Here is a 22,457-nt window from a genome sequence, read left to right on the forward strand (position 1 = left end):
GGTATCTTCTCCTGCAGCCACGTCCAACCTCTCTTTGCGCGCATGCATCGGCGCCCTCAGGTCCGGCAGGGTAGCTGCCCGGCGTGAACGCGACGTGTGCGACATATCGGTTACAACAGCCCGGTCATGTGCGCCGGGCAGGGTTCTATCTCGTCTACGACTGCTTATTCATCCAGGGCGGTCGCCCCGCAGGCATAGATGTCAACAGTCACTCTAGCTCTGACGGCTTGCCGATGCGTAGCCGCGCCTGACGCCCCTGCCGTATTTGACCGTCATACTGGTTGTGTGACGCAGAATAAGCCGCACCGCGGCCGCACTAGCTTGAAGCACACGCCCAAAGGGTGTTGGCTTGGAGTAATCGATATCACCATTCATAGGAGGAACACGTGAGCGAGGCCGACGCCGCCACTTCGGTAAATGTGGCGGAAAAATTGGGTTTCAAGAACGGGGATCTGATTCAGGAGTTCGGTTACGACGACGACGTCGACTTCGACTTGCGTGACGACATAGAGGATCTCACCGGGTCCGAGCTCCTGGACGAAGACGACCATGACGTTGTTGATGCCGTCATTTTCTGGTGGCGGGACGGCGACGGGGACCTGGTTGACACGCTCGTGGATTCACTGACCACGCTTAGCGAGAACGGTGTGGTCTGGGTGCTGACGCCGAAGTCGGGGAGGCCCGGTTACGTGTCCCCGGGGGAGATCCAGGAAGCTGCACCCACAGCGGGGCTTCACCTGACTACGTCAGCGGGTGTGTCCAAGGACTGGAGCGCCACGCGCCTGGTCACCAGGAAGAACAAGTGACGGCACCTGGTTCCGTTGCTACAACGGAAGTCGTTGGCGTGCCCGCGGTAGGCGAGCAGGCTCCGGATTTCACGTTGGTGAACCAGTTTGGCGAGCCAGTCCGGCTGGCGGACTTCCGTGGGCGCAACGTGGTCCTGGTCTTCTATCCGTTCGCATTCTCCGGCATCTGTACCGGCGAGTTGTGCGAGATCCGGGACAACCTGGCCGTGTTCGAACATTCCGACGCCGAAGTGCTGGCAGTCTCGGTGGACAGCAAGTTCGCCCTGCGGGCGTACGCCGAGCAAGAGGGCTACGGCTTCAGCCTGCTGGCTGACTTCTGGCCGCATGGCGCTGTGGCTGAAAAGTACGGCGTCTTTGACGCTGAAAGCGGAATGGCGCGCCGGGGGACCTTCATCATCGACGGCGGCGGCACAGTCCGGTACGTCGTGGTCAACCCTCGGGGACAGGCGCGTGACCTCGGCGAATACCGCCGGGTGCTGGCAGGTCTGGCTTAGGTCCGAGCCATGGATCAGCGGCGGACCGGCATAGGCCTGACAGGGTTTGCCAGCCTGCCGCCCGTGCCACGGGCCCAGCCGTCTGCCGGTGATCTTGAAGTTCTGGGCGGCATCAAGGCCCTCCTGTCCGGGCTGCGCATGGCGCTCCTGACGGGAGCCGGGCTGAGCACGGATTCGGGGATCCCAGACTATCGGGGGCCCGATTCGCCGCCGAGGTCGCCCATGACCTACCAGGAGTTCGTGGGGGACGCGGCGAACCGGCAACGGTACTGGGCGCGGAACCACATCGGCTGGTCCCACGTCCGCCGGGCTGATCCCAATGCCGGCCACGCCGCGGTTACCGCGCTGGAGCGGCGGGGACTCCTCACGGGGCTGATCACGCAGAATGTTGACAGGCTGCATGAGGATGCCGGCAGCGTGAACGTGGTTGACCTGCACGGCCGTTTTGACCAGGTGATCTGCCTCGACTGCAAGCGTACTTACTCCCGGCAACTTCTCGCGGCCGTGCTGGAGGAGCTGAATCCGGGCTTCCTGCGCCGGGCATTGGAATCCGGAGCGGGTGAAATCGCGCCGGACGCCGACGCCACGGTCGAGGACTCGCAACTGATCGGCGGCTTCGTGGTTGCACGGTGCCCTGCCTGCGGCGGTGTCCTCAAGCCCGACTTCGTATACTTCGGCGAAAACGTCCCGAAAGAGCGGGTCGAACGTGCCTACGCCATGGTGGACGAGGCCGGCGCGCTGCTGGTCGCAGGTTCTTCCCTCAGTGTCATGAGCGGGCTGCGCTTTGTCCGGCATGCCGCGAAACAGGGCAAGCCCGTGGTCATCATTAACCGCGGTGAGACACGCAGCGATGACCTGGCAACCATCAAGCTCGCGGCCGGGGTCAGTGAAACCCTTGCCTGGCTGGCCGCGGAGCTGCCGGGACTTCCGGCGCCCTGACCCGGATTGGCGTTTCAGGGCTCTGATCCGGTAGAGTCTATGTTCGTTGGTTCGAGCGCTTCGGTGCGAAAACCGGCAGAATGGGTCTTTAGCTCAGCTGGTAGAGCGCCACGTTTACACCGTGGATGTCATCGGTTCGATCCCGGTAGGACCCACCACGAAAACCCCGCCCCGCAGGCCTGTCAGCCTGCCGGGCGGGGTTTTGTGTTTCCCTGGGGTTTCGCGGGGATGTCCTTCCGCGGACACGCCGGGCCCTGAAATGCCCGACCCTGAAATGCCTGACCCATTAGTGTCAGTGCCCCTCCATAGTCTGCGGGCATGGAACATGTGCTGGTGAGAACCTCTACCGATGGCCGGCCCGGCGCCGTCATCCGTGGCGGACGTGAGTGGACTGTCGGGGCTGAGCCGGTCCGCTGGTTTGAACGCGTCAGCTGGTGGGAGGCCGAGCGCAGAATGCCCCTGGGCCTAAGTCGCGTGGACGTGGAGGTGTGGCGTCTTCAGGCGAGATTGGGCCGGAACGAAGAGTCGGCCCTGACCACCATGGAGATCATGCGCGACGGCCTGGGCGGCGGCTGGAAGCTGCGGAGCGCCATTGCGGATGCGGCCTGAAATTGGATAAGCCTTCCACCGCGACTATTGGGGGATGCCGCGGTGGAAGGCTTAACTTGAATATACCGTGAACATTTGGAAACACGAAACTGTTTCGCCGTGCCGTCGGCAAATGACATTAACGGCCCCCGATTGGCAGCATCACGCCTTCAGCTTCGACGCCCAACGCTGATTCCACTGACGACCAAAGCCATTATGATGGTAAGTGTTCAGCCAAATGAACAGATGCGGACCTCCGCTGTGTTTGGCATGGCTGGTCGCCGAAGCTGCCCGCGCTCTCCGAGCGCGTACCGATTGAAGGAGAATCATGGTCGATTCCCGCGCCCCCCGGCCCAACGACGGATTGGGCAGCACCTCGCCGGCGCCGGCCGTCACCAGGGCGGCGGCCGTCCTGGAGGCCCTCGCGGGTTCCGCGATGGGCAGGCTGACCCTCAGTGACTTGGCCCGCGAGCTGGGCATACCCAAGTCGTCGACGTCCAACCTGCTGCTCGCCCTCGAAGAGGCTCGGCTGATCAGCCGGCAGGGAGCCGAATACACCCTGGGACGAAAGCTTGTTGAGCTCGGTGCGGCCTACCTGAGCAGGCTCGACGAGGTGCAGGAGTTTTACCGTTTCTGCGAGCAGGCGCCCACGCTGTCCGGGGAAACCGTCCGGATTGCCATGCTGGACGGCACCAACGTCATCTATCTCGCGCGGTATGAAGGCCATCCGGCAGTCAGACTGACGTCCAATATCGGCGACAAGATGCCGGTTTCGCTGTGCGCCGTGGGCAAGGCCCTCATTGCCCGGCTCCATGACCATGACATCGACGCCATGTTCGCCGATGATGCGGAGCTTCCGGTGCTGACCCCGAAGTCCTTGTGCACGGGCGCAGAACTCAAGGCCCAGCTCCGGGAGATCCGCGAGAAGGGCTATGCATTCGAAGATGAGGAATCCACCACCGGCGTGGTCTGTCTCGCCGTGTCCGTGCCAACCCGCGGCGCTCACGGGCCCAGCCTGGGGCTTTCCGTGACGGCACTGAAGGCGACGTACTCCGAGGAGCAGGGCGCCCAAATGGTCAAGGAACTCAACGAGCTGGCGAGGTCTTTGGGTAATCCGATGGGCTGAACGGGCCTGCGAGCCGCGTTACATTCGCGCCTTTGCGCGGGCGGCGACATCGGGTATTGGCGAGCCGTTCATCATGTTGTACTCTGTTCAACATAGTGACCGACGCCATGGCGTGTTGCCGCTATCCCACCAGGCCAACGGGGGCCTGTTGTGTCTTTGAGGGAGTGCTTGTGACTACTCGTACTGATTCACCGCTGGCTGATGCGGACGGCGCCGTCGTCGAACCGGAACAGCTGCGGAGGGCAACTCTTGCCAGCTCCGTGGGCTCCGCGCTGGAGTACTACGACTTCTACATTTACGGGCTCGCGTCGGCCCTGATCTTCGGGCCGCTGTTCTTCAAGCCGCTCGGCGACGACGGCGCCCTGATCGCGTCGTTCGCCACCTACGGTGTGGGGTTCGCGGCGCGCCCGTTTGGCGGCGTGATCTTCGGCTACATCGGCGACAGGTTCGGCCGCAAGATGGTACTCATCCTGACGATCGGGCTGATGGGCACCGCCAGCTTCGCGATCGGCCTGCTTCCCACCTTTGAGCAGGCCGGCATGCTGGGCGCAGTCCTCCTCGTGACGCTGCGCATCCTGCAGGGGCTCGGCGCCGGAGCCGAGCAGGCCGGCGCCACCACTCTTATTTCGGAAGTCGCACCGCGCCGCCGTCGTGGTTTCTTCGCTTCCCTGCCGTTCGTCGGAATCCAGCTGGGCACCCTCCTCGGTGCCGGAACCTTCGCGCTGATTGCCATGGCCGACAAAGCCGTCCTGGAAGGCTGGCTGTGGCGCGTTCCGTTCCTGGCGAGCGTGGTCCTGATTGCGGTGGCTATCTTTATCCGGCTGCGGCTCAAGGAAACCCCGGTCTTCCAGGAGCTGGAGAAGCACAAGAACGTGGTCAAGAACCCCATCGGGCAGCTGTGGAAGCACTCGAAGAAGAACGTCCTCATCGGCATCGGCCTGCGCATGGGCGAGAACGGCAACTCTTCGATCTATTCCGCCCTCCTGATCGCATTCCTTGCGGCGAAGGACGGCGTCTTCCCCGGCGACAAGTTCATCGGGCCGGTGGGACTTCTGATCGCCGCAGGCTTCGCCGCCATCATGGTGGTCACATTCGGAGCACTGTCGGACAGGTTCGGCCGTGTGCCGGTCTACCGCTACGGCGCGCTGTTCCAGGCCGTCATCGCACTCCCGGCGTTCTACTTGGTCACCCTGGGCAACGTCACACTCGTGTGGGTGGTCATGGTGGTGGGCATCGCCCTGGGCGTCCAGTCCATGCTCGGCCCGCAGTGCCCCTTGCTGCCTGAGCTTTTCGGCTCCCAGTACCGCTTCACCGGTGTGGCCATGAGCCGCGAGCTCTCGGCTGTCCTGGCCGGCGGGCTGGTTCCGCTGGTGGGCGCATCCCTCCTGGCGGCAACGGACCACTCCTGGCTGGTGCTGGCGTTCTACTCGCTGGTGCTTGCGCTGATCTCCTTTGCCACCACCTTCTTCACTCCTGAGACTGTGGGCCGTGACCTCGTGCTTACGGAGGACGCGAGCTAGCACCACGCCAGCTGGCACCACAGCCCAGCACCGTACTGCGCTCCAGAACCGTGGCCCCTTCCATCCGGGAAGGGGCCGCGGCCTTGTCCCCGCGGCAGGTGCACTAGGCTCGGCCCGGCGCATCCGGTCTGGCGGCGCGCATGCGGTGCGGCGCACGCAAAGGGCGGCTCCTCCGCTTCCGGAGTAGCCGCCCTCAGCTAATTGACCTGCTTGAGCGCCGGGTTTAGTAGAAGTGGACCGTGTCCACGAGGTGGGGGAGTTCGCCGCCGTCGAGGAAGGTCCGCAGGTTGCTGCAGAACCGCTCGGTGATGAGGCGGTTTTCAGCAGCACTCAGTGCTGACGTGTGCGGCGAGACCATCACCTTGGGGTGGTTCCACAGCGGACTGTCCTGGGGGAGCGGCTCCACGGCGAAAACGTCGAGGCAGGCGTACGAGACCTGGCCGTTTTCCAGGGCCTCCAGCAGCGCATCCTCGTCCACCACCGTTCCGCGTCCCACGTTCACAAACACGGTGCCGGGTTTCATGGCCGCGAAAATCTCGCGGTTGAAGAGCTTCTCCGTGTAGGGCGTGCCGGGCAGGGTGTTCACGACGGCGTCGGCCGAGGCCAGCAGGCCGGCCAGGCCGGCGTTGTCAGCCACTTCTTCGATGCCGTCGATCGGCTCCACGTTGCGCTTGGTCCCGCTGACCTTCATGCCGAGCGCGCGGGCAATCCGAGCCGTTTCGAGGCCGATCTCACCCAGCCCGGTGACAACCAGCGATGAGCCGTTGACCAGCCGCGTCGGAGTCCGCAGCTCCGGCCAGACCTTGGCGGCCTGGTCCCGGGCAAGCTCGGCGCTCCGCTTGAACCCGTTGAGGATGCCCAGCGCGGCAAACTCGGCCAGCGGCAGGGCGTGGACTCCCGCGGAGGTGGTCACTTCGAACTTGCCCAGCGTCTCGGCGTCGAGGCCCGAGGCCTTGACGGCACCGCCCGCCCCGGCGGCCATGGCGTGGATCCACTGCAGGCGCGGGTTTTCCCGCGCTATCCGGGCCAGTCCGGCAGGACTTTCATTCGGAAAGCCATACAGGATCTGGGCCTTGCCCAGCATCGCCCAGTAGCGCTCCTCCTGCTCGGGGGTGCGCTTGAACACGGGGTCGCCGGCGTGGTCGGCGGGGAAACGCTCCGGAGGCAGCAGTTCGGGTTCGTGGAGAACGGTCACGGAAGGGTCTACGGCGCGGATGCGTTCCACCAGCTCGGCTTCGAGCGGGACGGCGATCGCGACAGTGGTTTCAGTCGTCATAGTGTTCATCATACTGAATAGGGGCTAGGATACTGAACAGATTTCCATAGATGAACCACGAAGATGTGAGGGTGCGCTGAATATGAACATACAGAGAGCGGGCTTCGTCGGCCTGGGACTGATGGGGGCGCCCATGGCGGCGAACCTCCTCCGGAGCGGGTGGTCGGTCACCGCCTGGAACCGCTCGCCCGCCGCGCTGGAGGATTTCAGGCAGAGCGGCGGCGGGGTGGCGGGTGACGTGGCTGCGCTCCGCGACGAGCCCGTGACCGTTTTCATGCTGCCGGACCTGCGGTACATCGAGGAGGCGGCGGCGGGCCTGCTGGCCAGCTGGGCGGACACCCCTCCGGCACCCGGCACCGCCCTGGTGGTCATGAGCAGTGTTTCCCCCGAGGGCGTCCGCGAATTCGGCCGCCGCGTCCGGGAAGCCAGCGCAGGCAACGCCGTGGTCGTGGACGCGCCAGTCAGCGGGGGCACCAAGGGCGCCACAGAGGGAACCCTGGCCATCATGGCCGGAGCCGACGACGAAGCGGACTTCCGCAGGCTGCTGCCGCTGTTCGAGGCCATGGGGACCACGGTGCGGCTACTGGGCCCGCTCGGTGCCGGATCCCTGGCGAAGGCCTGCAACCAGCTGATCGTGGGAACCACGACGGCGGCGCTCGCCGAGGCGGCTGAGCTCGCCGAGCGCTCCGGTTTGGAAGTCGAGGCCCTGTACGAGGTCCTGGCCGGCGGACTCGCCGGAAGCCGGGTCCTGGACATCGTGGGCCCGCGGCTCGTGCACAAGGACTACACGCCCACCGGGCCGGCCAAGTTCATGCACAAGGACCTTTCCTTCGTCGTTGAGTCGGCCGAAGCGGCAGGGGCCGCAGTCCCCATGGCGAGGGCCGGCGTCGAACTCTACGCAGAACTCAAGCGGCAGGGGCTGGGGGACCAGGACCTCGCCGTCGTAAGGCAGACCATTTCCAATCTCAGCAGGACAACCGCGGACGCCGCGAAGAGAGGGACCCTTCCAGAATGAGTGCACTTTTTGACCTGACCGGGCGCATTGCCCTGGTGACGGGTTCGAGCCGGGGGATCGGCAATGCCCTGGCGCGGGCCTTGGCTGATGCCGGCGCGACCGTGGTGCTGAACGGGCTTAATCCGGAGCGGCTCAAGGATGCCGAGGCTGTGATGGCGGCCGGCTATGCGCCTGGCCGGGTGCACAGCTGCGCGTTCGATGTCACCAGCGATGTCGAGGCCGCGCGGGGCATCGCGTGGGTGGAGGAGAACGTGGGTCCGCTGGAGATCCTGGTGAACAACGCCGGGATCCAGCACCGGGTGCCGATGCTGGAGCTGGATGTGAAGGACTGGGAGCGGGTGATTTCCACGGACCTGACCAGTGCGTTCCTGGTGGGCCGGGAGGCGGCCCGGCACATGATTCCCCGGGGCCGGGGGAAGATCATCAATATCTGCTCCGTGCAGACCGACCTGGCCCGCCCCACGATCGCCCCGTACATTGCGGCGAAGGGCGGGCTGCGGAACCTGACCCGTGCGATGACCGCCGAATGGGCGGCCTCGGGGCTGCAGATCAACGGGATCGCGCCGGGGTACATCCATACCGAGATGACGCAGAACCTGGTGGATGATGCGGAGTTCAATGCCTGGATCCTGGGCCGGACGCCGGCGAACCGGTGGGGCACCGTGCAGGATCTGGCGGGCCCGGCGGTCTGGCTGGCCTCGAGCGGCTCGGATTTCGTCAACGGCCAGACGATCTTCATCGACGGCGGAATGACGGTGGTGGTCTGATGGCACCGGTGACGGAGGGTTCACCGGTTCTGCCGGCCTCGGGCCCGGCGGTGGTCGCGCACGCGAAGGGCGACCTGCGGATCGAGGAGGTCCCGCTGGCCGCGCCGGGTCCGGACGAGGCCGTCGTCGAGGTCCGTTACGGCGGCATCTGCGGCTCGGACCTGCATTACTGGCTGCACGGCGCGGCGGGGGAATCGGTCCTGAGGGCGCCCCTGGTGCTCGGGCACGAGATTTCCGGGCGGGTGGTCCGGCCCGCGGCGGACGGCACCGGTCCCGCCGCGGGGACCGCCGTCGCGGTCCACCCGGCGACGCCGGGGCCGGGCGCGGCGCGGTATCCGGCGGACCGGCCCAACCTCTCACCCGGCTGCACCTACCTGGGCAGTGCTGCCCGGTTCCCGCACACCGACGGCGCCTTCAGCCGGTACGTGAACCTGCCGGTGCGGATGCTCCGGGCGCTGCCGGAGAACCTTGACCTGCGCACGGCCGCGCTGATCGAACCCGCCAGTGTGGCCTGGCACGCCGTGGCACGGGCCGGTGACGTCGCGGGCAAGACCGCCCTGGTGATCGGCAGCGGACCCATCGGCGCGCTGGCCGTGGCGGTGCTGAAGCGGGCCGGGGCGGCCCGGATCGTCGCCGTCGACATGCACGCCAAACCGCTCGAGATCGCTTCCGCGGTAGGAGCGGATGAGGTGCTGACGGCCGGCGACGCGGAGGCGATCGCCGCCGTCGAGGCAGACGTGGTGATCGAGTCCTCCGGAAGCCACCACGGCCTGGCCTCCGCGATCCAGGGCGCTGTCCGGGGCGGGACCGTGGTGATGGTGGGCCTGCTGCCCACCGGCCCGCAGCCGGTCCTGATCTCCCTGGCCATCACCCGGGAACTCGACCTCAAGGGCTCCTTCCGCTTCAACGACGAAATCGACGACGTCATCGCCGCCCTCGCCGACGGCACCCTCCACATCGAACCGGTCATCACCCACGAGTACCCGGTGGAAGAAGCGCTCGAAGCCTTCGGCGTCGCCCGCAACTCCGCCGAATCCGGGAAGGTGCTGCTGGACTTTGCGCCGGGTCGCTAGCGGCGCGGCACGGGGACGAACACCCGCGGCTGCTCGACCCATACCGGCTCCATCTCCGAGATCGTCTGGCGCATGATCATGCTGGACGCCTCGCGGGCTTCCGCGGCGTCGCCGGTGAAAATGGCCTTGGCAACGTCCAGGTGCCACTGGAGGACGACGTCGCGGGGGCGGTCCGGCATCAGCCCGTGCACCGTGCGGCCGGTCAGCGTTTCGGCCACCTGGCCCACGAGGTTGGCGAACATTTCGTTGCCGGACCCGCTGAGCAGCAGCGAGTGGAACTGGATGTCCAGTTCCAGGAACCGGGGCACGTCGCCGGCCTGGCCGGCGTCGCGCATTGCGAGGGCCACCTCCAGCAGCTCCCTGCGGAGATCGTCCGGAGCGTTGATGGCTGCGAGTTCCGCGGCAACGGGTTCGACGGCGGACCGCAGCTCCGCGAGCGACCTTAGCTGGGCGCCGCGGCCTTCACCGGCCAGCCGCCAGCGGATGACCTGGGGGTCGAAGGGGTTCCAGCGGTGGGGCGGGAGGACCCTGATCCCCACGCGCTTGGTGGTTTCCACCAGGCCGAGCGACTGGAGCACCCGGACGGCCTCGCGGACCACCGAGCGTGACACTTTGAGCTCGTCCTCCAGCTGCTCCGCCAGCATGACGTGGCCCGTGGGGAGGCTGCCGCCGACGATTCGGGTTCCCAAGTGCTCGATGGCACGGTGATGGAGGCTGGTTGACATATTCGTAAGCATAATCGGGCGGCGCCGGTTTGTTTCGCGCGCAGCCCCGGCCGCGGGCGCGCGCGGCGCCGCACATCATAGACTGTTTGTGACGCGCGTCTTTCCACTACGTGGGCGCCACTTTCCCCATGTGGCCCGCAATACATATGGTTTATTCACAGCCACTTTGCCTCAAGCGTGTTCCGCAGGACGTGCGGGACCCAATGCACACGTTGCACAGAAATGAATTGGAGTTTTGATGTCAGCACACATCGGTGTCACCGGCCTTGCGGTGATGGGTGCCAACCTTGCCCGCAACCTGGCCCGGAACGGCTTCACTGTTGCCCTGCACAACAGGTCGGTCGAGAAGACTGACACACTGCTGGAAAAGTACGGTCACGAAGGCGACTTCGTCCGTACCGAAAGCCTTGAAGAGCTCGTTAATTCGCTGGAGAAGCCGCGCCGCGTCCTGATCATGGTTAAGGCCGGCAAGCCGGTTGACTCCGTGATCGAGCAGCTCGAGCCGCTGCTGGAGGCGGGCGACATCATCATCGACGCCGGCAACTCGCACTACGAGGACACCCGCCGCCGCGAAGCCGCCCTGGCCAAGAAGGACCTGCACTTCGTGGGCATCGGCGTTTCCGGCGGTGAGGAAGGTGCCCTGAACGGCCCGTCCATCATGCCCGGCGGCTCCAAGGAGTCCTACGACGCCCTCGGTCCGCTGCTGGAAAAGATCGCCGCTAACGTTGACGGCCAGCCCTGCTGCGCGTGGATCGGCACCGACGGCGCCGGCCACTTCGTCAAGATGGTCCACAACGGCATCGAATACGCCGACATGCAGGTCATCGGCGAAGCCTTCGACCTCCTCCGCTCCGGCGCGGGCATCGAACCGGCCGAGCAGTCCAAGATCTTCGCCGAGTGGAACAAGGGCGAGCTCGCCTCCTTCCTGATCGAGATCTCCGCCGAGGTCCTGGGCCACGTGGACACCCGCACCGGCAAGCCGTTCGTGGACGTGGTCGTGGACGCAGCCGGCCAGAAGGGCACCGGCCGCTGGACGGTCATCTCCGCGCTGGAACTGGGGTCCCCGACGTCGGGCATCGCCGAATCCGTGTTCGCCCGCGCCCTGTCCTCGCAGGCCGAGCAGCGCAAGCTGGCCCAGGAACTCCTCGCCGGCGAGGAAATCGCCGTCGAGGTCCCGGAGACGTTCGTTGAGGACGTCCGCCAGGCCCTGTACGCCTCCAAGCTGGTTTCCTACGCCCAGGGCCTGGACATGCTGACCTCCGCGGCCAAGGAATACGGCTGGGACCTGAAGCTGGACGAGATCGCCTCGCTGTGGCGCGGCGGCTGCATCATCCGCGCGGAACTGCTCAAGGAAATCACCAAGGCCTACGCCGCCGACGAGAAGCCGGCCAACCTGCTGTTCGCCCCGGCGTTCACCAAGGCCATCGCCGAGGTCCTCCCGGCCTGGCGCCGCGTGGTTGCCACGGCTGTGCAGCTGGGTATCCCCGTCCCGGTGTTCTCCTCCTCACTGGCCTACTACGACGGCCTGCGCCGCAAGCGCCTGCCGGCCGCCGTGATCCAGGGTCAGCGCGACCTGTTCGGTGCGCACACCTACGGCCGCGTAGACGCCGAGGGCACCTTCCACACCCTGTGGGGCGAGGACAAGTCCGAGATCGAGGCTGTGGACACCCACTAGTCACCGGTTGAACTCAGGATTTTCTCTGACACCTACGGCCGGCACTTCCCCGATACTCTGGGGAGGTGCCGGCCGTTGGTGTGTCCGGCGCCGGCTGTCCCGCCGAGCACCGTCCCCAATCTAGGAGCCCCGCGTGTCCCAGCCAGTAGCGTTCGTCACCGGAGCATCCACGGGCATCGGATTTGAATCAGCGAAAAAGCTCGCCTCCGGCGGGTTCGCGGTCTACGCCGGGGCGCGGAGGGTGGACAGGATGGAACCCCTCAAAGCCCACGGAATCACCGTCCTGCCACTGGACGTCACGGACGATGAGTCGATGCGGACCGCCGTCGGCACGGTCCTGGACGCTCACGCGCGGATCGACGTCCTGGTGAACAACGCCGGCTACGGTTCCTTCGGTGCGCTGGAGGAAGTGGACCTAGCGGAAGGCAGGCGGCAGTTCGATGTCAACGTCTTTGGCCTGGCCCGGATGACCCAGCTGGTCCTGCCGGCCATGCGCGCCGCCGGACAGGGGCGGATCATCAACATCTCGTCCATCGGCGGAAAGTTCTACGAACCGCTCGGCACCTGGTACCACTCCACAAAGTTCGCGGTCGAGGGCCTGAGCGATGCCCTGCGGCTGGAACTGAAGCCGCACGGCGTCGGCGTCTCAATCATCGAACCCGCCAGCACGCTGACGGAGTGGGGGCGCATCGCCGCTGAGGGTCTGCTGGCCAGCTCCGGACACGGCCCGTACATGGACCAGGCAAAGGAGATGGCCGCGGTGCTGGCGTCCACCGACAAGCCGGCCACGTCCACGCACCCGGAAATCGTTGCCGACGCGGTCCTGCACGCCGCCACTTCGGCGCGCCCCAAGACGCGCTATCCCGTGGGCAGGGGCGCCGCCGCGATCCTGGCGTTGCGGCGGATCCTGCCGGACCGGGTGTACGACACCGCGGTCATGGCCGTCCTCAAACGCGTCGCGCGCTGACCTGATTCGGGGCCGGTTGTAGGATTCCGGTATGGCTATCGCTCGCTTCCCAGGACTCGTTATTGACTGCCCTGACGCGGGGGCCCTCGCGACCTTTTACGGTGCACTGCTCGGCTGGGAGGTGAAGGCCGACCCCACCTGGGCCGAGATCCGCCCTGACGATGGCAGCAACTGCATTTCGTTTCAGCAGGTCGAAGGCTACCGGGCGCCGGAGTGGCCGAGTCAGACCGTGCCGCAGCAGATGCATCTCGACCTCATTGTGGAGGACCTGGACGAAGGTGAGAAAGCGGTGATCGCGCTGGGCGGCACCAAAGCGGACACTCAGCCCGGCACGACCTTCCGCGTCTTCCTCGACCCCGCCAGCCATCCGTTCTGCCTCTGCGTGGACTGAGCGCACCGCGTCAGTTCCGGTAACTGATTAGATCCGGTACTCGATGTAATACTCGGCCGGATCCACGGCCGGTTTTGTCTCGCGCTGGGCGTCACGGTGGCGCCAGCTGGCCGGAACGCCGGTCACGATGGACTCGGGCGGCGCATCCTTGACGACGACGGCGTTGGCGCCCACGGCGCTGTCCCGTCCGATCGTGATGGGCCCGAGAATCTTCGCCCCGGCCCCGATCGTGACCCGGTCCTCGATGGTGGGGTGGCGCTTCACCTTCGCGAGGGACCTGCCGCCCAGGGTCACACCGTGGTAGATCATCACGTCTTCGCCGATTTCGGCGGTCTCACCGATCACCACGCCCATGCCGTGGTCGATGAAGAACCGGCGTCCGATCGTGGCACCCGGATGGATCTCGATTCCCGTCAGGAACCGGGCCAGCTGCGAAATGAGCCGCGCCGGAAACCGAAGTGCCGGGTACTGCCACAGCTTGTGCGTCAGCCGGTGCGCCCAAATGGCGTGCAGCCCGGAATAGGCGAAAAAGTTCTCAAAAGAACCTCGAGCCGCCGGGTCGTGGGACCGGGCGGCGTCGAGGTCTTCCTTAAGTCTTGCGAAGAAGCCCACAAAGATCTTTCTACAGGAAACGGAAAGCAGCTGGTTAAGGCTTAGCCCCGGATGTCGTCATAGAGGACGGTGGAGATGTAACGCTCACCGAAGTCGCAGACGACAGCCACAATCAGCTTGCCCGCGTTTTCCGGGCGCTTGGCCAGCTCCAGGGCGCCCCAGACGATGGCTCCGGAGGAGATGCCGCCGAGGATGCCTTCCTTGACGCCGAGTTCACGGGCCACGGCCACGGAGTCCTCAAGGGTGGCGTCCAGGACCTCGTCGTAGACGTTGGTGTCCAGGAGCTCCGGAATGAAGTTGGCGCCGAGGCCCTGGATCTTGTGCGGCCCCGGTGCGCCGCCGTTGAGGATAGGGGAGTCCTTGGGCTCGACGGCCACGATCTGGACTTCGGGCTTGCGCTCCTTCAGGACCTGGCCGACGCCGGTGATGGTTCCGCCGGTGCCGATGCCGGAGACGAAAATGTCAACCTTGCCGTCGGTGTCTTCCCAGATTTCCTCAGCGGTGGTCTTGCGGTGGATCTCCGGGTTGGCCTCGTTGGCGAACTGCTGGGCCCAGATGGAGTTCTCCGTGTTGGCAACGATTTCCTGGGCCTTCTCCACGGCGCCGCGCATGCCTTCGGAGCCCGGGGTCAGCACGATCTCGGCACCAAAGGCGCGCAGCATGACACGGCGTTCGGTGGACATGGTCTCCGGCATGGTCAGGATGACCTTGTAGCCGCGGGCTGCGCCCACCATGGCCAGCGCAATGCCGGTGTTGCCGGACGTGCCTTCAACGATTGTTCCGCCGGGCTTGAGTGCGCCGGACTTTTCAGCGGCATCGATGATGGCGACGCCGATACGGTCCTTGACGCTGTTGGCCGGGTTGTAGAACTCGAGCTTGACGGCTACCTGGGCATCCAGGCCTTCGGTCAGCCGGTTGAGCCTGACCAGGGGGGTGCCGCCTACCAGCTGCGTTACATCGTCGTAGATCCGTGCCATGTACTTACGCCTATCTCTCAGGAGGGAATACTTTGGTCAGCCTAACGAGGGCGCAAGCGACCCTGCTAAGCATTAAGCCATGCAGAGTAATATTTCCGGGCCTTGGCCAGCTTGGGGTTGATGATGACCTGGCAGTAACCCTCCTCGGGGAACTTGGCGTAAAAGTTCTGGTGGATATTTTCCGCGGGATAGAAGTGAGGAAGCCGGCTGACCTCGGTCACGATCGGCCGGGACCACAGGGCCTGGTTCCGCTCGATCGCTTCCTCAAAGAGGATCTTCTCCTCAGTTGTCTCATAGAACATGGACGAACGGTACTGCGTGCCGACGTCGTACCCCTGGCGGTTGAGCGTGGTGGGGTCGTGCAGGGCGAAGAACATGTCCAGGATGACTTCGGCGGGGATAACCTCATCGTCGAAGGTGACTGCCACGACTTCCGCGTGGCCGGTGGTGCCTGAGCAGACGGAGTAGTAGTCCGGGTGGCGTTCGTGGCCGCCCGTATACCCCGAGACCACGGACGTGACGCCCTTCGTTTTCTGGTAGACGGCATCGAGGCACCAGAAGCATCCTCCGCCAAGCACAAAAGTTTTCATGTCCTCTTCAATGGTTCAGGCACGCGGATGATTCCCGTAGTAACCCTACGGGCACATTGCGGCCACCGGCCAGACACGACTGTAGGGTAAAAATATGAGTATGGAACCTGTGAACAGTGACGTTGCAGCAGACCCGGAGGAAGCTCCGGACGCGGCAGATGCCGCCGAATCATCTGATGCAGCCACGCTCGGGCAGCTCATGCTGGCCGTCGAAGAGCTCTGGCCCGAGTCACTGGCGGAGGAATGGGACGAGGTGGGCCTCGTAGCGGGTCACCCGTCCGCTGAAATTACCCGGGTCATGTTCGCAGTAGATCCCACGCTCGAAGTGATCGACGAGGCCATCGAATGGGGCGCGGAGCTCCTCATCACCCACCATCCCCTGCTGCTCAAGGGCGTCACCACGGTCGCGGCGAATACCGCCAAAGGCAGGGCAGTCCACCGCCTGATCGAGTCGGGCACGGCCCTGCTGACCGTCCATACAAACGGCGATTCCGCCGTCGGAGGAGTCTCGGACGTGCTGGCCGACGCCCTGGGGCTGGAAGACGTCGCACCGTTGACGCCTGCCGCCAACGGACTCCCGGAGGAAGGCATCGGCAGGGTGGGCGACCTCGCCGAGGCGATGACCCTGGGCGACTTCGCTGCCCGGGTCTACGGCATCCTGCCGTCGGTGGCGGGCGGCGTCAGGGTATCCGGGGACAAGGACGGCCTGGTCCGCCGGATTGCCGTCTGCGGCGGGGCGGGAGATTCGCTCTTTGACGAAGTCCGGGCCAGCAGTGCGGACCTGTTCGTCACGGCCGACCTCCGGCACCATCCGGCGTCAGAAGCGCGCGAGGCTGCGGTCAACGGCCGCCCTTACCTTATCGACGTGTCGCATTTCGCCAGCGAATGGCTGTGGCTTCCGGCTGCCGCGGACGCGCTCGGAAACGTCCTCGCGGACCAGGGCCTCGACGTCGAGATCCGCGTGAGCACCACCAACAGCGATCCGTGGGACTTCATTCTGACTCCCGGCGGGGACTAGAGTCTATAAAGCCCCGTAGGGGTGCCCGGCTCACGCCGGATGGAACAAGCGGAGGTAATCGTGGCCAAGGCAGCACCGGCGGAACAGTTGAAGTTGCTCGATCTCCAGGGTCTGGACGCCAGGCTCAGGTCCCTGTCCAACCGCCGCCGCAGCCTTGAAACTGATCCCCGGATCGCGGATCTCCAAGCCGCGCTCGGCATCGCCAACGGCGAGCTCGGCGCCGCGAAGATGGCCGTCCATGACGCGGAGGCGGAACTGAAGCGCGCCGAGGCCGACGTGGAGCAGGTGGCCAGCCGCATCGAACGGGACGAAGCCCGGCTCAACAGCGGCACGGGCCTGTCCAAGGACCTCGTTGCCCTGCAGAAGGACATCGCCTCACTCAACAAGCGGCGTTCAGATCTCGAAGACGTCGAACTCGAGGTGCTGGAGCGGCTGGACGGCCTGCGCGAACGGCAGGCAACCCAGCAGCGCATCGTTGACGACATCCAAGGTTCGTTTGGCGTGATCCGTGCGGAGCTCGACGCCGCCCTTGCCGAAATCGCCTCAGAGGCCACCGAGGTGACCGCCCGGCGCGCCGAATTCGCTGCGGGCCTGGATGGCGGAATGCTCGCCGTGTACGAGAAAACGCTGGCAAAGCGCGGAGTTGGCGCTGCCAGGCTCTTCCACGGAACATCCGAAGGCTCCGGCATGCAGCTGAGCCCCGGCGACCTCGCCGAAATTAAGGCTGCGGCCGAGGACGACATTGTCTTCTGCCCCGACTCCGGCTGCATCCTGGTGCGCTCCGCCGAATGGGTCTGACCCAACTGGGTAACAGCAGGCGCGGTTCCCAGCGCTGAGAACCGCGCCTGCTGCTACCTACTTGGGTGTCAGCCGGGCAGGATGATGTTCAGCGCGTGGGCCTTGCGGGCCGTGCCGGGTTCGAGTTCCGAAGTCCATTTTTCGCCGGCGGCTTTGTGCAGCTGCTGCGGGGTCTCCGGAGCCTTGCCCCGCCGGGTCAGCAGGTGCCGGGCCAGTTCGCCCCTGGTGTGCTTCGCGACGTGGCTGACCACCTTGCGGACGCCCTTGACTTCAGTGAAGACGTTGACGGCCACCGTGTTAAACGCCGGGGGAGTCCACGCCGCGGCGTAGGTGCTCGACCGGCAGTCAACCAGCAGCTCGCCGTCGGCTACGGCGGCGAGGGCGTCCGTGAGCTGCGGTTTCCAGAACGACGCAAGGCGTCCGACGTCGGGCAGTGCAGTCGACATGGACAGCCGGTAGGCGGGGACCGGGTCCGCGAACCGGATGGCACCCCAGAGCGCGGAGATCACCAGCACCGATTCATCCGCTTTGCGGCGCTGGACGGCCGTCATCGTCTTGTAGCCCAGGGCATCGTAGAGCACCCCGGAATAGACCTGGTGGGCAGGCGCCGCCGGTTCCGCGTGCAGCCGGGTGTTGCGTTCGACGTCGTCCTTCAGTGACGCTCCGACGCCCAGTAACGCTAGGGCGTCCTCGTGCGCACTGACAGTTCCCAAGGCGTCGAGTACCTTGGCCCGGTAGGAATTGAGCTCAGGGAAGCTCAGGGACGCCCAGTCCATGGCGTCGCCGCGGACGGCCGGAGTCTTGCCTTCGGACGGGGGGAGCAGGATTAGCACCGTACGATCTTACCGGTGCGCGCCGCCCGGCCGTTCCCCCGTGACGCACACTTAGCCGAGCACACTCAGCCGAGGTGCCAGCCCAGGAAAGACACGATGTTCGGCAGGACGGACCGCCAGTAGGCCTCGTCGTGGCCGCCCGGCTGGAAGCCGCCCTCGACCGGGGAGGGGAGTCCCCGGACGTACTCCCTGACCGTGGCGATTAGCTCGTCCTCGGTTCCGCAGTCGATCCGTTTGGGCGTCGCTGCGAGCTTTGGCCGGAGCGCGAATACGTCGTGGGCCGCGAAGTCAGCCGGGCTGTCGAAGGCGCTGTCGATGCGTGCGTCGTAGCTGTCCCAGACCGCCGGACTCATGGCCGCCACGGCCCGGATGCCGGGCAGCCGGGCCTGCGAGGCCAACAGCAGGGCGCCGAAGCCGCCCATGGAGACGCCGAACAGGCCGATGCGCCCGAGGTCGTAGCCCCGGGCTCCGAGGAAAGGAACAAATTCCTTCACCAGCATTGATTGGGTGTCGCTGCCGTCGGCGCGGGCGTGCCACCAGGTGTCGCCACCGTCCACCGCTGCAATGGCGATCGGAGTTCCGCCCGCGGCGAGATGGCGCTCCAGGACTGCGTGCGCCCCAAGCCCATCGAAGATTCCCCTGTTGTTGCCCCCCAGGCCATGGAGGAACACGGCCACCGGGTAGTCTGTGGCCCTCCTCCCGGGGAGGACCGGCGTGGCGACGGTCCAGTGGGTTGTCGTCCCCTTCCGATATTTCGAGGCGAAGGACCCCGTGTTCATTTCCACCGGAGGACGGCCGGCAGGGGATTTCGACGATGGCGCTACGGCCGCCGTCGTGCTGGCCGGAGCGGGCCTGGGGTCCGGAGGGCCCGTGCAGGCTGTCAGCGCAGCGACGCCAACACCGGATGCTGTCCACTGCAGCAGCCGACGCCGGGCAACGGGACGGTTGTCCATTTCCCGATCATAAGCCTCGGAGGTGCGTGCCGCCTTGGCTTCCCGCCGAGCGGCCGGATCTTGGTTACGCCGCCTTCACCGAGGACGGCGCGGCCTTCGACGATTCAGCCTGTGACGATGCCGCCGGTGACGGTGCTGCCGCCTGCGCGGCCTGGCTCTCCCGTGCGAGGAATGCCGAGAGCTCGCCGATGGTGCTCATGAGCGGCGCCGGGAAAACGACCGTGGTGTTCCTGTCCACGCCGATTTCGACCAGCGACTGCAGGTTCCGGAGCTGCAGTGCCAGCGGATGCGCCATCATGGTGTCCGAGGCGTCGCCAAGGGCGGCCGCCGAGATGGCCTCGCCTTGCGCTGCGATGATCTTGGCGCGCTTCTCCCGTTCGGCCTCCGCTTGGCGTGCCATGGCACGCTTCATGCCGTCCGGCAGTTGGATGTCCTTCAGCTCCACCAGCGTGACCGCCACGCCCCACTCGAGCGTCAGGGCGTCCAGGATCTCCCGGATGTCGGTGTTGATCTTCTCAGTCTCTGACAGTATCTGGTCAAGGCTGTGCCGGCCCACCACCTTACGCAGCGTGGTCTGGGCGATCTGGTTGATTGCGGCAGCGACGTTCTCGATCACGACCACGGACTTCACGGCGTCGACCACCCGGTAGTACGCCACCGCGGATATGTCGACACTCACGTTGTCCTGGGTGATGATGCCCTGCGACTGGATGGGCATGGTCACGATCCGCAGGCTGACAAGGTGAAGCCGGTCGATGACGGGAATGATGAAGCGCAGCCCCGGCATTCTGACTCCGACCACCCGGCCCAGCCTGAAGAGCACGCCCTGCTCATACTGCCGAACGATCCGGATGGACATCCTCGCAACTATCAGCAGCAGGACAACGAGGATGGCGACAATAACGATGGTGGTGGCGTCCATGGGGATCCCCTCCTTTGCGAGAGTTTGAGCATATTAATTGTCTCACCGCGCCCTCTGGCCGGCGCGGAGCGGGGCAGGCCGGGAAGCCCGTAGACTGGACGACGGATGGGTTGACCAGGCGGCCGCGCGTCACGAGAGTGGCTCGAGGAACGTCCGGGCTCCGCAGAGCAGGGTGGTGGGTAACGCCCACTCGGGGTAACCCGCAGGCCAGTGCCACAGAAAACAGACCGCCCGCCTCGCGCCGTTTTGAAAGCGGCACGAAGCAGGTAAGGGTGAAACGGTGGTGTAAGAGACCACCAGCTTCCCGGGTGACCGGGAAGGCTAGGTAAACCCCACCCGGAGCAAGGCCACACAGGGCACGTTTGAGGGCTGCTCGCCCGAGTGTCCGGGTAGGCCGCTGGAGGGCGTCGGCAACGGCGTCCGTAGATGGATGGCCGCTACTCCCGCGCTGGTAACGGCACGGGAGCACAGAACCCGGCGTATCGGTCAACCCATCCACATAACGCCCGCCGTTTCCGGCCGGGGCCCGGTGTGAGTGAATTCACGCACTCCGCGGCGGTCCGGGCATCCTGGCAGCCCTAGAATGGACAGTGAACGTAGAAGTTCTTCCGCCGGATCTGCGTTTGCAGCCGGCGTTTTTCTTTGCAACGTCCAATGGCATCCGGGGTGGACCGAAACCCTGCCGGTGCCTGCGCCCCTGGATAACTTCCGGCGGGCGCCCTCCGGTTTACGAGGACGTATCCGGTTGAACCAAGGAAGGTAGTTCTGTGAGCCAGACGTCAGATTCTTGTCTTGATACGTGGATGGGCCGCGAGGCACTCGCCGAGGCCATGATTCCGGTGATCGGCCGGCTGTACCGGGAAAACAACGTGGTGACATCCATCCACGGACGCAGCCTGATCAACAAGTCCGCGATGAACATCCTCAAGGCACACCGCTTTGCTCGCCGGATGAGCAAGGACGAGCTCCTGCTCGAGGAAACGGCACCCCTGCTGGACACCCTCGCAAAGCTGGAGCTCGGTGCAGCGGCCATTGACATCGCGCGCCTGAACCAGAAGTTCAAGTCCGACGGCGGCGACGCCACTCTGGAGGAATTCCTCCGTGCCGAACTGGCAGAGGTAGTCGGCAAGCGCGGCGCAGACGACCGCACCAGCACCGACGTCGTGCTGTACGGGTTTGGCCGGATCGGCCGCCTGCTCGCGCGCCTCCTGATCGAAAAGGCAGGCGGGGGCCACGGCCTGCGCCTGCGCGCCATCGTGGTGCGCCGGGGTTCCGACAACGACCTGTCCAAGCGTGCCAGCCTCCTGCGCCGCGACTCGGTCCACGGATCCTTCGAAGGCACCATCCGGGTGGACCAGGACGCCAACACCATCACGGCCAACGGTGTCCAGATCCAGGTCATCTACTCGGACAACCCTGCCACGATCGACTACACGGCCTATGGCATCAAGGACGCCCTGGTCGTGGACAACACGGGCCGCTGGCGCGACGCCGAGGGCCTGTCCCAGCACCTGCTGAGCAAGGGCGTTTCGCGCGTGCTGCTTACGGCCCCGGGCAAGGGTGAGCTGAAGAACATCGTCCACGGCATCAACCACGGCACCATCCTGGATTCGGACAAGATCGTCACCGCGGCATCGTGCACCACCAACGCAATCACGCCGGTCCTGAAGGCCATCAACGACAAGTACGGCGTGGTCCACGGCCACGTGGAGACGGTCCACTCCTTCACCAACGACCAGAACCTGATCGACAACTTCCACAAGGGCGACCGCCGCGGCCGCTCGGCCGCGCTGAACATGGTGATCACCGAGACCGGGGCAGCCAAGGCCGTGGCCAAGGCACTGCCGGAACTGCTGGGCAAGCTCACCGGCAGCTCCATCCGCGTCCCTACCCCGGACGTTTCCCTGGCGATCCTGAACCTGAGCCTGGAACACGGCACCACCAAGGACGATGTCAACGACTACCTGCGGGAAATGTCGCTGCACTCGGTCATGCGCAAGCAGATCGACTACATCGACTCCCCGGAGGTCGTGTCCACGGATTTCGTCGGCTCACGCCGGGCAGGCATCGTGGACGGCCTGGCCACCATCTCCAACGAAAAGAACCTGGTGCTCTACGTCTGGTATGACAACGAGTTCGGCTACAGCTGCCAGGTGGTCCGCGTCATGGAGGAAATGGCCGGCGTGAACCCGCCGACCTTCCCCGCGAAGGACTCCGTCAAGGACGCAGCCCCCGTGCTGGCCGCCGCCACCGCCTAACAGCCCGGTTTAGTACCCCCTGCCGCGCGGCCGCTCTCTGTGGCCCGCCCTCCGCAACCCGCTGCCACGGCAGCGGGTTGCGTTGTTTCTCGTGAACTTCCCGGCTGAGTCTCTGGAATCGGCCGGGAAAGGGG

At 65.7% G+C, this 22,457-nt stretch carries 23 protein-coding genes, 1 tRNA gene and 1 other RNA gene; 17 read left to right on the forward strand and 8 right to left on the reverse strand.

The window, feature by feature from the left end; genetic code table 11:
• The first annotated feature begins 386 nt into the window (after positions 1 to 386).
• The 7 genes from J7I89_RS04610 (at position 387) to J7I89_RS04640 (ending at position 5,473) form a co-directional block, all read left to right on the forward strand.
• Complete coding sequence (locus tag J7I89_RS04610) at positions 387 to 806, forward strand: DUF3052 domain-containing protein (protein WP_214967734.1); 420 nt, start codon at positions 387 to 389, stop codon at positions 804 to 806.
• Complete coding sequence (locus J7I89_RS04615) at positions 803 to 1,300, forward strand: peroxiredoxin (protein ID WP_214967735.1); 498 nt, start codon at positions 803 to 805, stop codon at positions 1,298 to 1,300. Before J7I89_RS04610 ends, J7I89_RS04615 begins: the two co-directional genes overlap by 4 nt.
• 9 nt (positions 1,301 to 1,309) lie before the next feature.
• The gene (locus tag J7I89_RS04620; protein WP_214967737.1) at positions 1,310 to 2,239 is read left to right on the forward strand and encodes an NAD-dependent protein deacetylase; all 930 of its coding nucleotides are present in this window, start codon (positions 1,310 to 1,312) and stop codon (positions 2,237 to 2,239) included.
• Positions 2,240 to 2,321: 82 nt separating this feature from the next.
• A tRNA-Val gene (locus J7I89_RS04625) sits at positions 2,322 to 2,397 on the forward strand.
• A 160-nt stretch (positions 2,398 to 2,557) separates the two neighbouring features.
• Positions 2,558 to 2,848: a hypothetical protein gene (locus tag J7I89_RS04630; RefSeq protein WP_214967739.1), complete on the forward strand. Its 291-nt coding sequence runs from the start codon at positions 2,558 to 2,560 to the stop codon at positions 2,846 to 2,848.
• Between the two features lie 307 nt (positions 2,849 to 3,155).
• A complete protein-coding gene (locus tag J7I89_RS04635) occupies positions 3,156 to 3,953 on the forward strand; it encodes an IclR family transcriptional regulator (RefSeq protein ID WP_214967741.1) in 798 nt (265 codons plus the stop codon).
• 170 nt (positions 3,954 to 4,123) lie between these two features.
• A complete protein-coding gene (locus tag J7I89_RS04640) occupies positions 4,124 to 5,473 on the forward strand; it encodes an MFS transporter (protein ID WP_214967742.1) in 1,350 nt (449 codons plus the stop codon).
• Positions 5,474 to 5,696: 223 nt separating this feature from the next.
• On the opposite strand, the gene J7I89_RS04645 is transcribed toward J7I89_RS04640, so the two are convergent.
• Positions 5,697 to 6,761, reverse strand: coding sequence for a D-2-hydroxyacid dehydrogenase (locus tag J7I89_RS04645; protein WP_214967744.1), 1,065 nt, complete (start codon positions 6,759 to 6,761; stop codon positions 5,697 to 5,699).
• 70 nt (positions 6,762 to 6,831) lie between these two features.
• Here J7I89_RS04645 and J7I89_RS04650 point away from each other — a divergent pair, with 70 nt between their 5' ends.
• From J7I89_RS04650 to J7I89_RS04660, 3 genes are read left to right on the forward strand one after another with little or no spacing between them, the layout of a single operon-like run.
• Positions 6,832 to 7,764 (forward strand): NAD(P)-dependent oxidoreductase, encoded by a 933-nt coding sequence (locus tag J7I89_RS04650; RefSeq protein WP_214967746.1) that lies wholly within the window; start codon positions 6,832 to 6,834, stop codon positions 7,762 to 7,764.
• Positions 7,761 to 8,531 (forward strand): SDR family oxidoreductase, encoded by a 771-nt coding sequence (locus J7I89_RS04655; RefSeq protein ID WP_214967748.1) that lies wholly within the window; start codon positions 7,761 to 7,763, stop codon positions 8,529 to 8,531. Before J7I89_RS04650 ends, J7I89_RS04655 begins: the two co-directional genes overlap by 4 nt.
• Positions 8,531 to 9,604, forward strand: a complete 1,074-nt coding sequence (locus tag J7I89_RS04660; RefSeq protein WP_214967751.1) for an L-idonate 5-dehydrogenase — start codon at positions 8,531 to 8,533, stop codon at positions 9,602 to 9,604. Before J7I89_RS04655 ends, J7I89_RS04660 begins: the two co-directional genes overlap by 1 nt.
• On the opposite strand, the gene J7I89_RS04665 is transcribed toward J7I89_RS04660, so the two are convergent.
• Positions 9,601 to 10,329 carry a FadR/GntR family transcriptional regulator gene (locus tag J7I89_RS04665; protein ID WP_214967754.1) on the reverse strand — a complete coding sequence of 243 codons (729 nt, stop codon included), beginning with the start codon at positions 10,327 to 10,329 and terminating at the stop codon, positions 9,601 to 9,603. The genes J7I89_RS04660 and J7I89_RS04665 overlap by 4 nt on opposite strands.
• 238 nt (positions 10,330 to 10,567) lie before the next feature.
• Between J7I89_RS04665 and gndA the strand changes: the two genes are divergently transcribed.
• From gndA to J7I89_RS04680, 3 genes are all read left to right on the forward strand, one after another.
• Positions 10,568 to 12,004, forward strand: a complete 1,437-nt coding sequence (gndA, locus tag J7I89_RS04670) for an NADP-dependent phosphogluconate dehydrogenase (RefSeq protein ID WP_214967757.1) — start codon at positions 10,568 to 10,570, stop codon at positions 12,002 to 12,004.
• 133 nt (positions 12,005 to 12,137) lie between these two features.
• Positions 12,138 to 12,971, forward strand: coding sequence for an oxidoreductase (locus J7I89_RS04675; protein ID WP_214967760.1), 834 nt, complete (start codon positions 12,138 to 12,140; stop codon positions 12,969 to 12,971).
• A gap of 31 nt (positions 12,972 to 13,002) precedes the next feature.
• Complete coding sequence (locus J7I89_RS04680) at positions 13,003 to 13,362, forward strand: VOC family protein (RefSeq protein WP_214967762.1); 360 nt, start codon at positions 13,003 to 13,005, stop codon at positions 13,360 to 13,362.
• A gap of 27 nt (positions 13,363 to 13,389) precedes the next feature.
• Here J7I89_RS04680 and epsC read toward each other — a convergent pair whose 3' ends face one another.
• The 3 genes from epsC to msrA all read right to left on the reverse strand — a co-directional run bounded on the left by epsC (position 13,390) and on the right by msrA (position 15,541).
• A complete protein-coding gene (gene epsC / locus J7I89_RS04685; RefSeq protein WP_214967765.1) occupies positions 13,390 to 13,974 on the reverse strand; it encodes a serine O-acetyltransferase EpsC in 585 nt (194 codons plus the stop codon).
• Positions 13,975 to 14,015: 41 nt separating this feature from the next.
• Positions 14,016 to 14,951, reverse strand: a complete 936-nt coding sequence (cysK, locus tag J7I89_RS04690; RefSeq protein WP_214967767.1) for a cysteine synthase A — start codon at positions 14,949 to 14,951, stop codon at positions 14,016 to 14,018.
• 65 nt (positions 14,952 to 15,016) lie between these two features.
• Positions 15,017 to 15,541 carry a peptide-methionine (S)-S-oxide reductase MsrA gene (msrA, locus tag J7I89_RS04695; RefSeq protein WP_214967770.1) on the reverse strand — a complete coding sequence of 175 codons (525 nt, stop codon included), beginning with the start codon at positions 15,539 to 15,541 and terminating at the stop codon, positions 15,017 to 15,019.
• Between the two features lie 100 nt (positions 15,542 to 15,641).
• Here msrA and J7I89_RS04700 point away from each other — a divergent pair, with 100 nt between their 5' ends.
• Both J7I89_RS04700 and J7I89_RS04705 read left to right on the forward strand, forming a co-directional pair.
• Entirely contained in the window at positions 15,642 to 16,559 is a 918-nt protein-coding gene (locus J7I89_RS04700) for a Nif3-like dinuclear metal center hexameric protein (RefSeq protein WP_214967970.1), read from the forward strand.
• 60 nt (positions 16,560 to 16,619) lie between these two features.
• Positions 16,620 to 17,357 (forward strand): zinc ribbon domain-containing protein, encoded by a 738-nt coding sequence (locus J7I89_RS04705; RefSeq protein WP_214967772.1) that lies wholly within the window; start codon positions 16,620 to 16,622, stop codon positions 17,355 to 17,357.
• Positions 17,358 to 17,425: 68 nt separating this feature from the next.
• Here the strand turns inward: J7I89_RS04705 and J7I89_RS04710 are convergent, their stop codons facing one another.
• The 3 genes from J7I89_RS04710 to J7I89_RS04720 form a co-directional block, all read right to left on the reverse strand.
• A complete protein-coding gene (locus J7I89_RS04710) occupies positions 17,426 to 18,190 on the reverse strand; it encodes a YaaA family protein (RefSeq protein WP_214967774.1) in 765 nt (254 codons plus the stop codon).
• 65 nt (positions 18,191 to 18,255) lie between these two features.
• Entirely contained in the window at positions 18,256 to 19,143 is an 888-nt protein-coding gene (locus J7I89_RS04715) for an alpha/beta hydrolase family protein (protein ID WP_214967776.1), read from the reverse strand.
• A gap of 64 nt (positions 19,144 to 19,207) precedes the next feature.
• Positions 19,208 to 20,065: a slipin family protein gene (locus J7I89_RS04720; RefSeq protein WP_214967777.1), complete on the reverse strand. Its 858-nt coding sequence runs from the start codon at positions 20,063 to 20,065 to the stop codon at positions 19,208 to 19,210.
• A 106-nt stretch (positions 20,066 to 20,171) separates the two neighbouring features.
• On the opposite strand from J7I89_RS04720, the gene rnpB reads away from it, so the two are divergent.
• Together rnpB and J7I89_RS04730 are read left to right on the forward strand one after the other, a co-directional pair.
• Positions 20,172 to 20,563: RNase P RNA component class A (rnpB, locus tag J7I89_RS04725), an RNA gene on the forward strand.
• 269 nt (positions 20,564 to 20,832) lie between these two features.
• On the forward strand, positions 20,833 to 22,323 hold the full coding sequence (locus J7I89_RS04730; protein ID WP_214967779.1) for a glyceraldehyde-3-phosphate dehydrogenase: 1,491 nt from the start codon (positions 20,833 to 20,835) through the stop codon (positions 22,321 to 22,323).
• Positions 22,324 to 22,457: the final 134 nt, after the last annotated feature.

This window comes from Arthrobacter sp. ISL-5, assembly GCF_018613835.1.
Classification (GTDB): Bacteria; Actinomycetota; Actinomycetes; order Actinomycetales; family Micrococcaceae; genus Arthrobacter.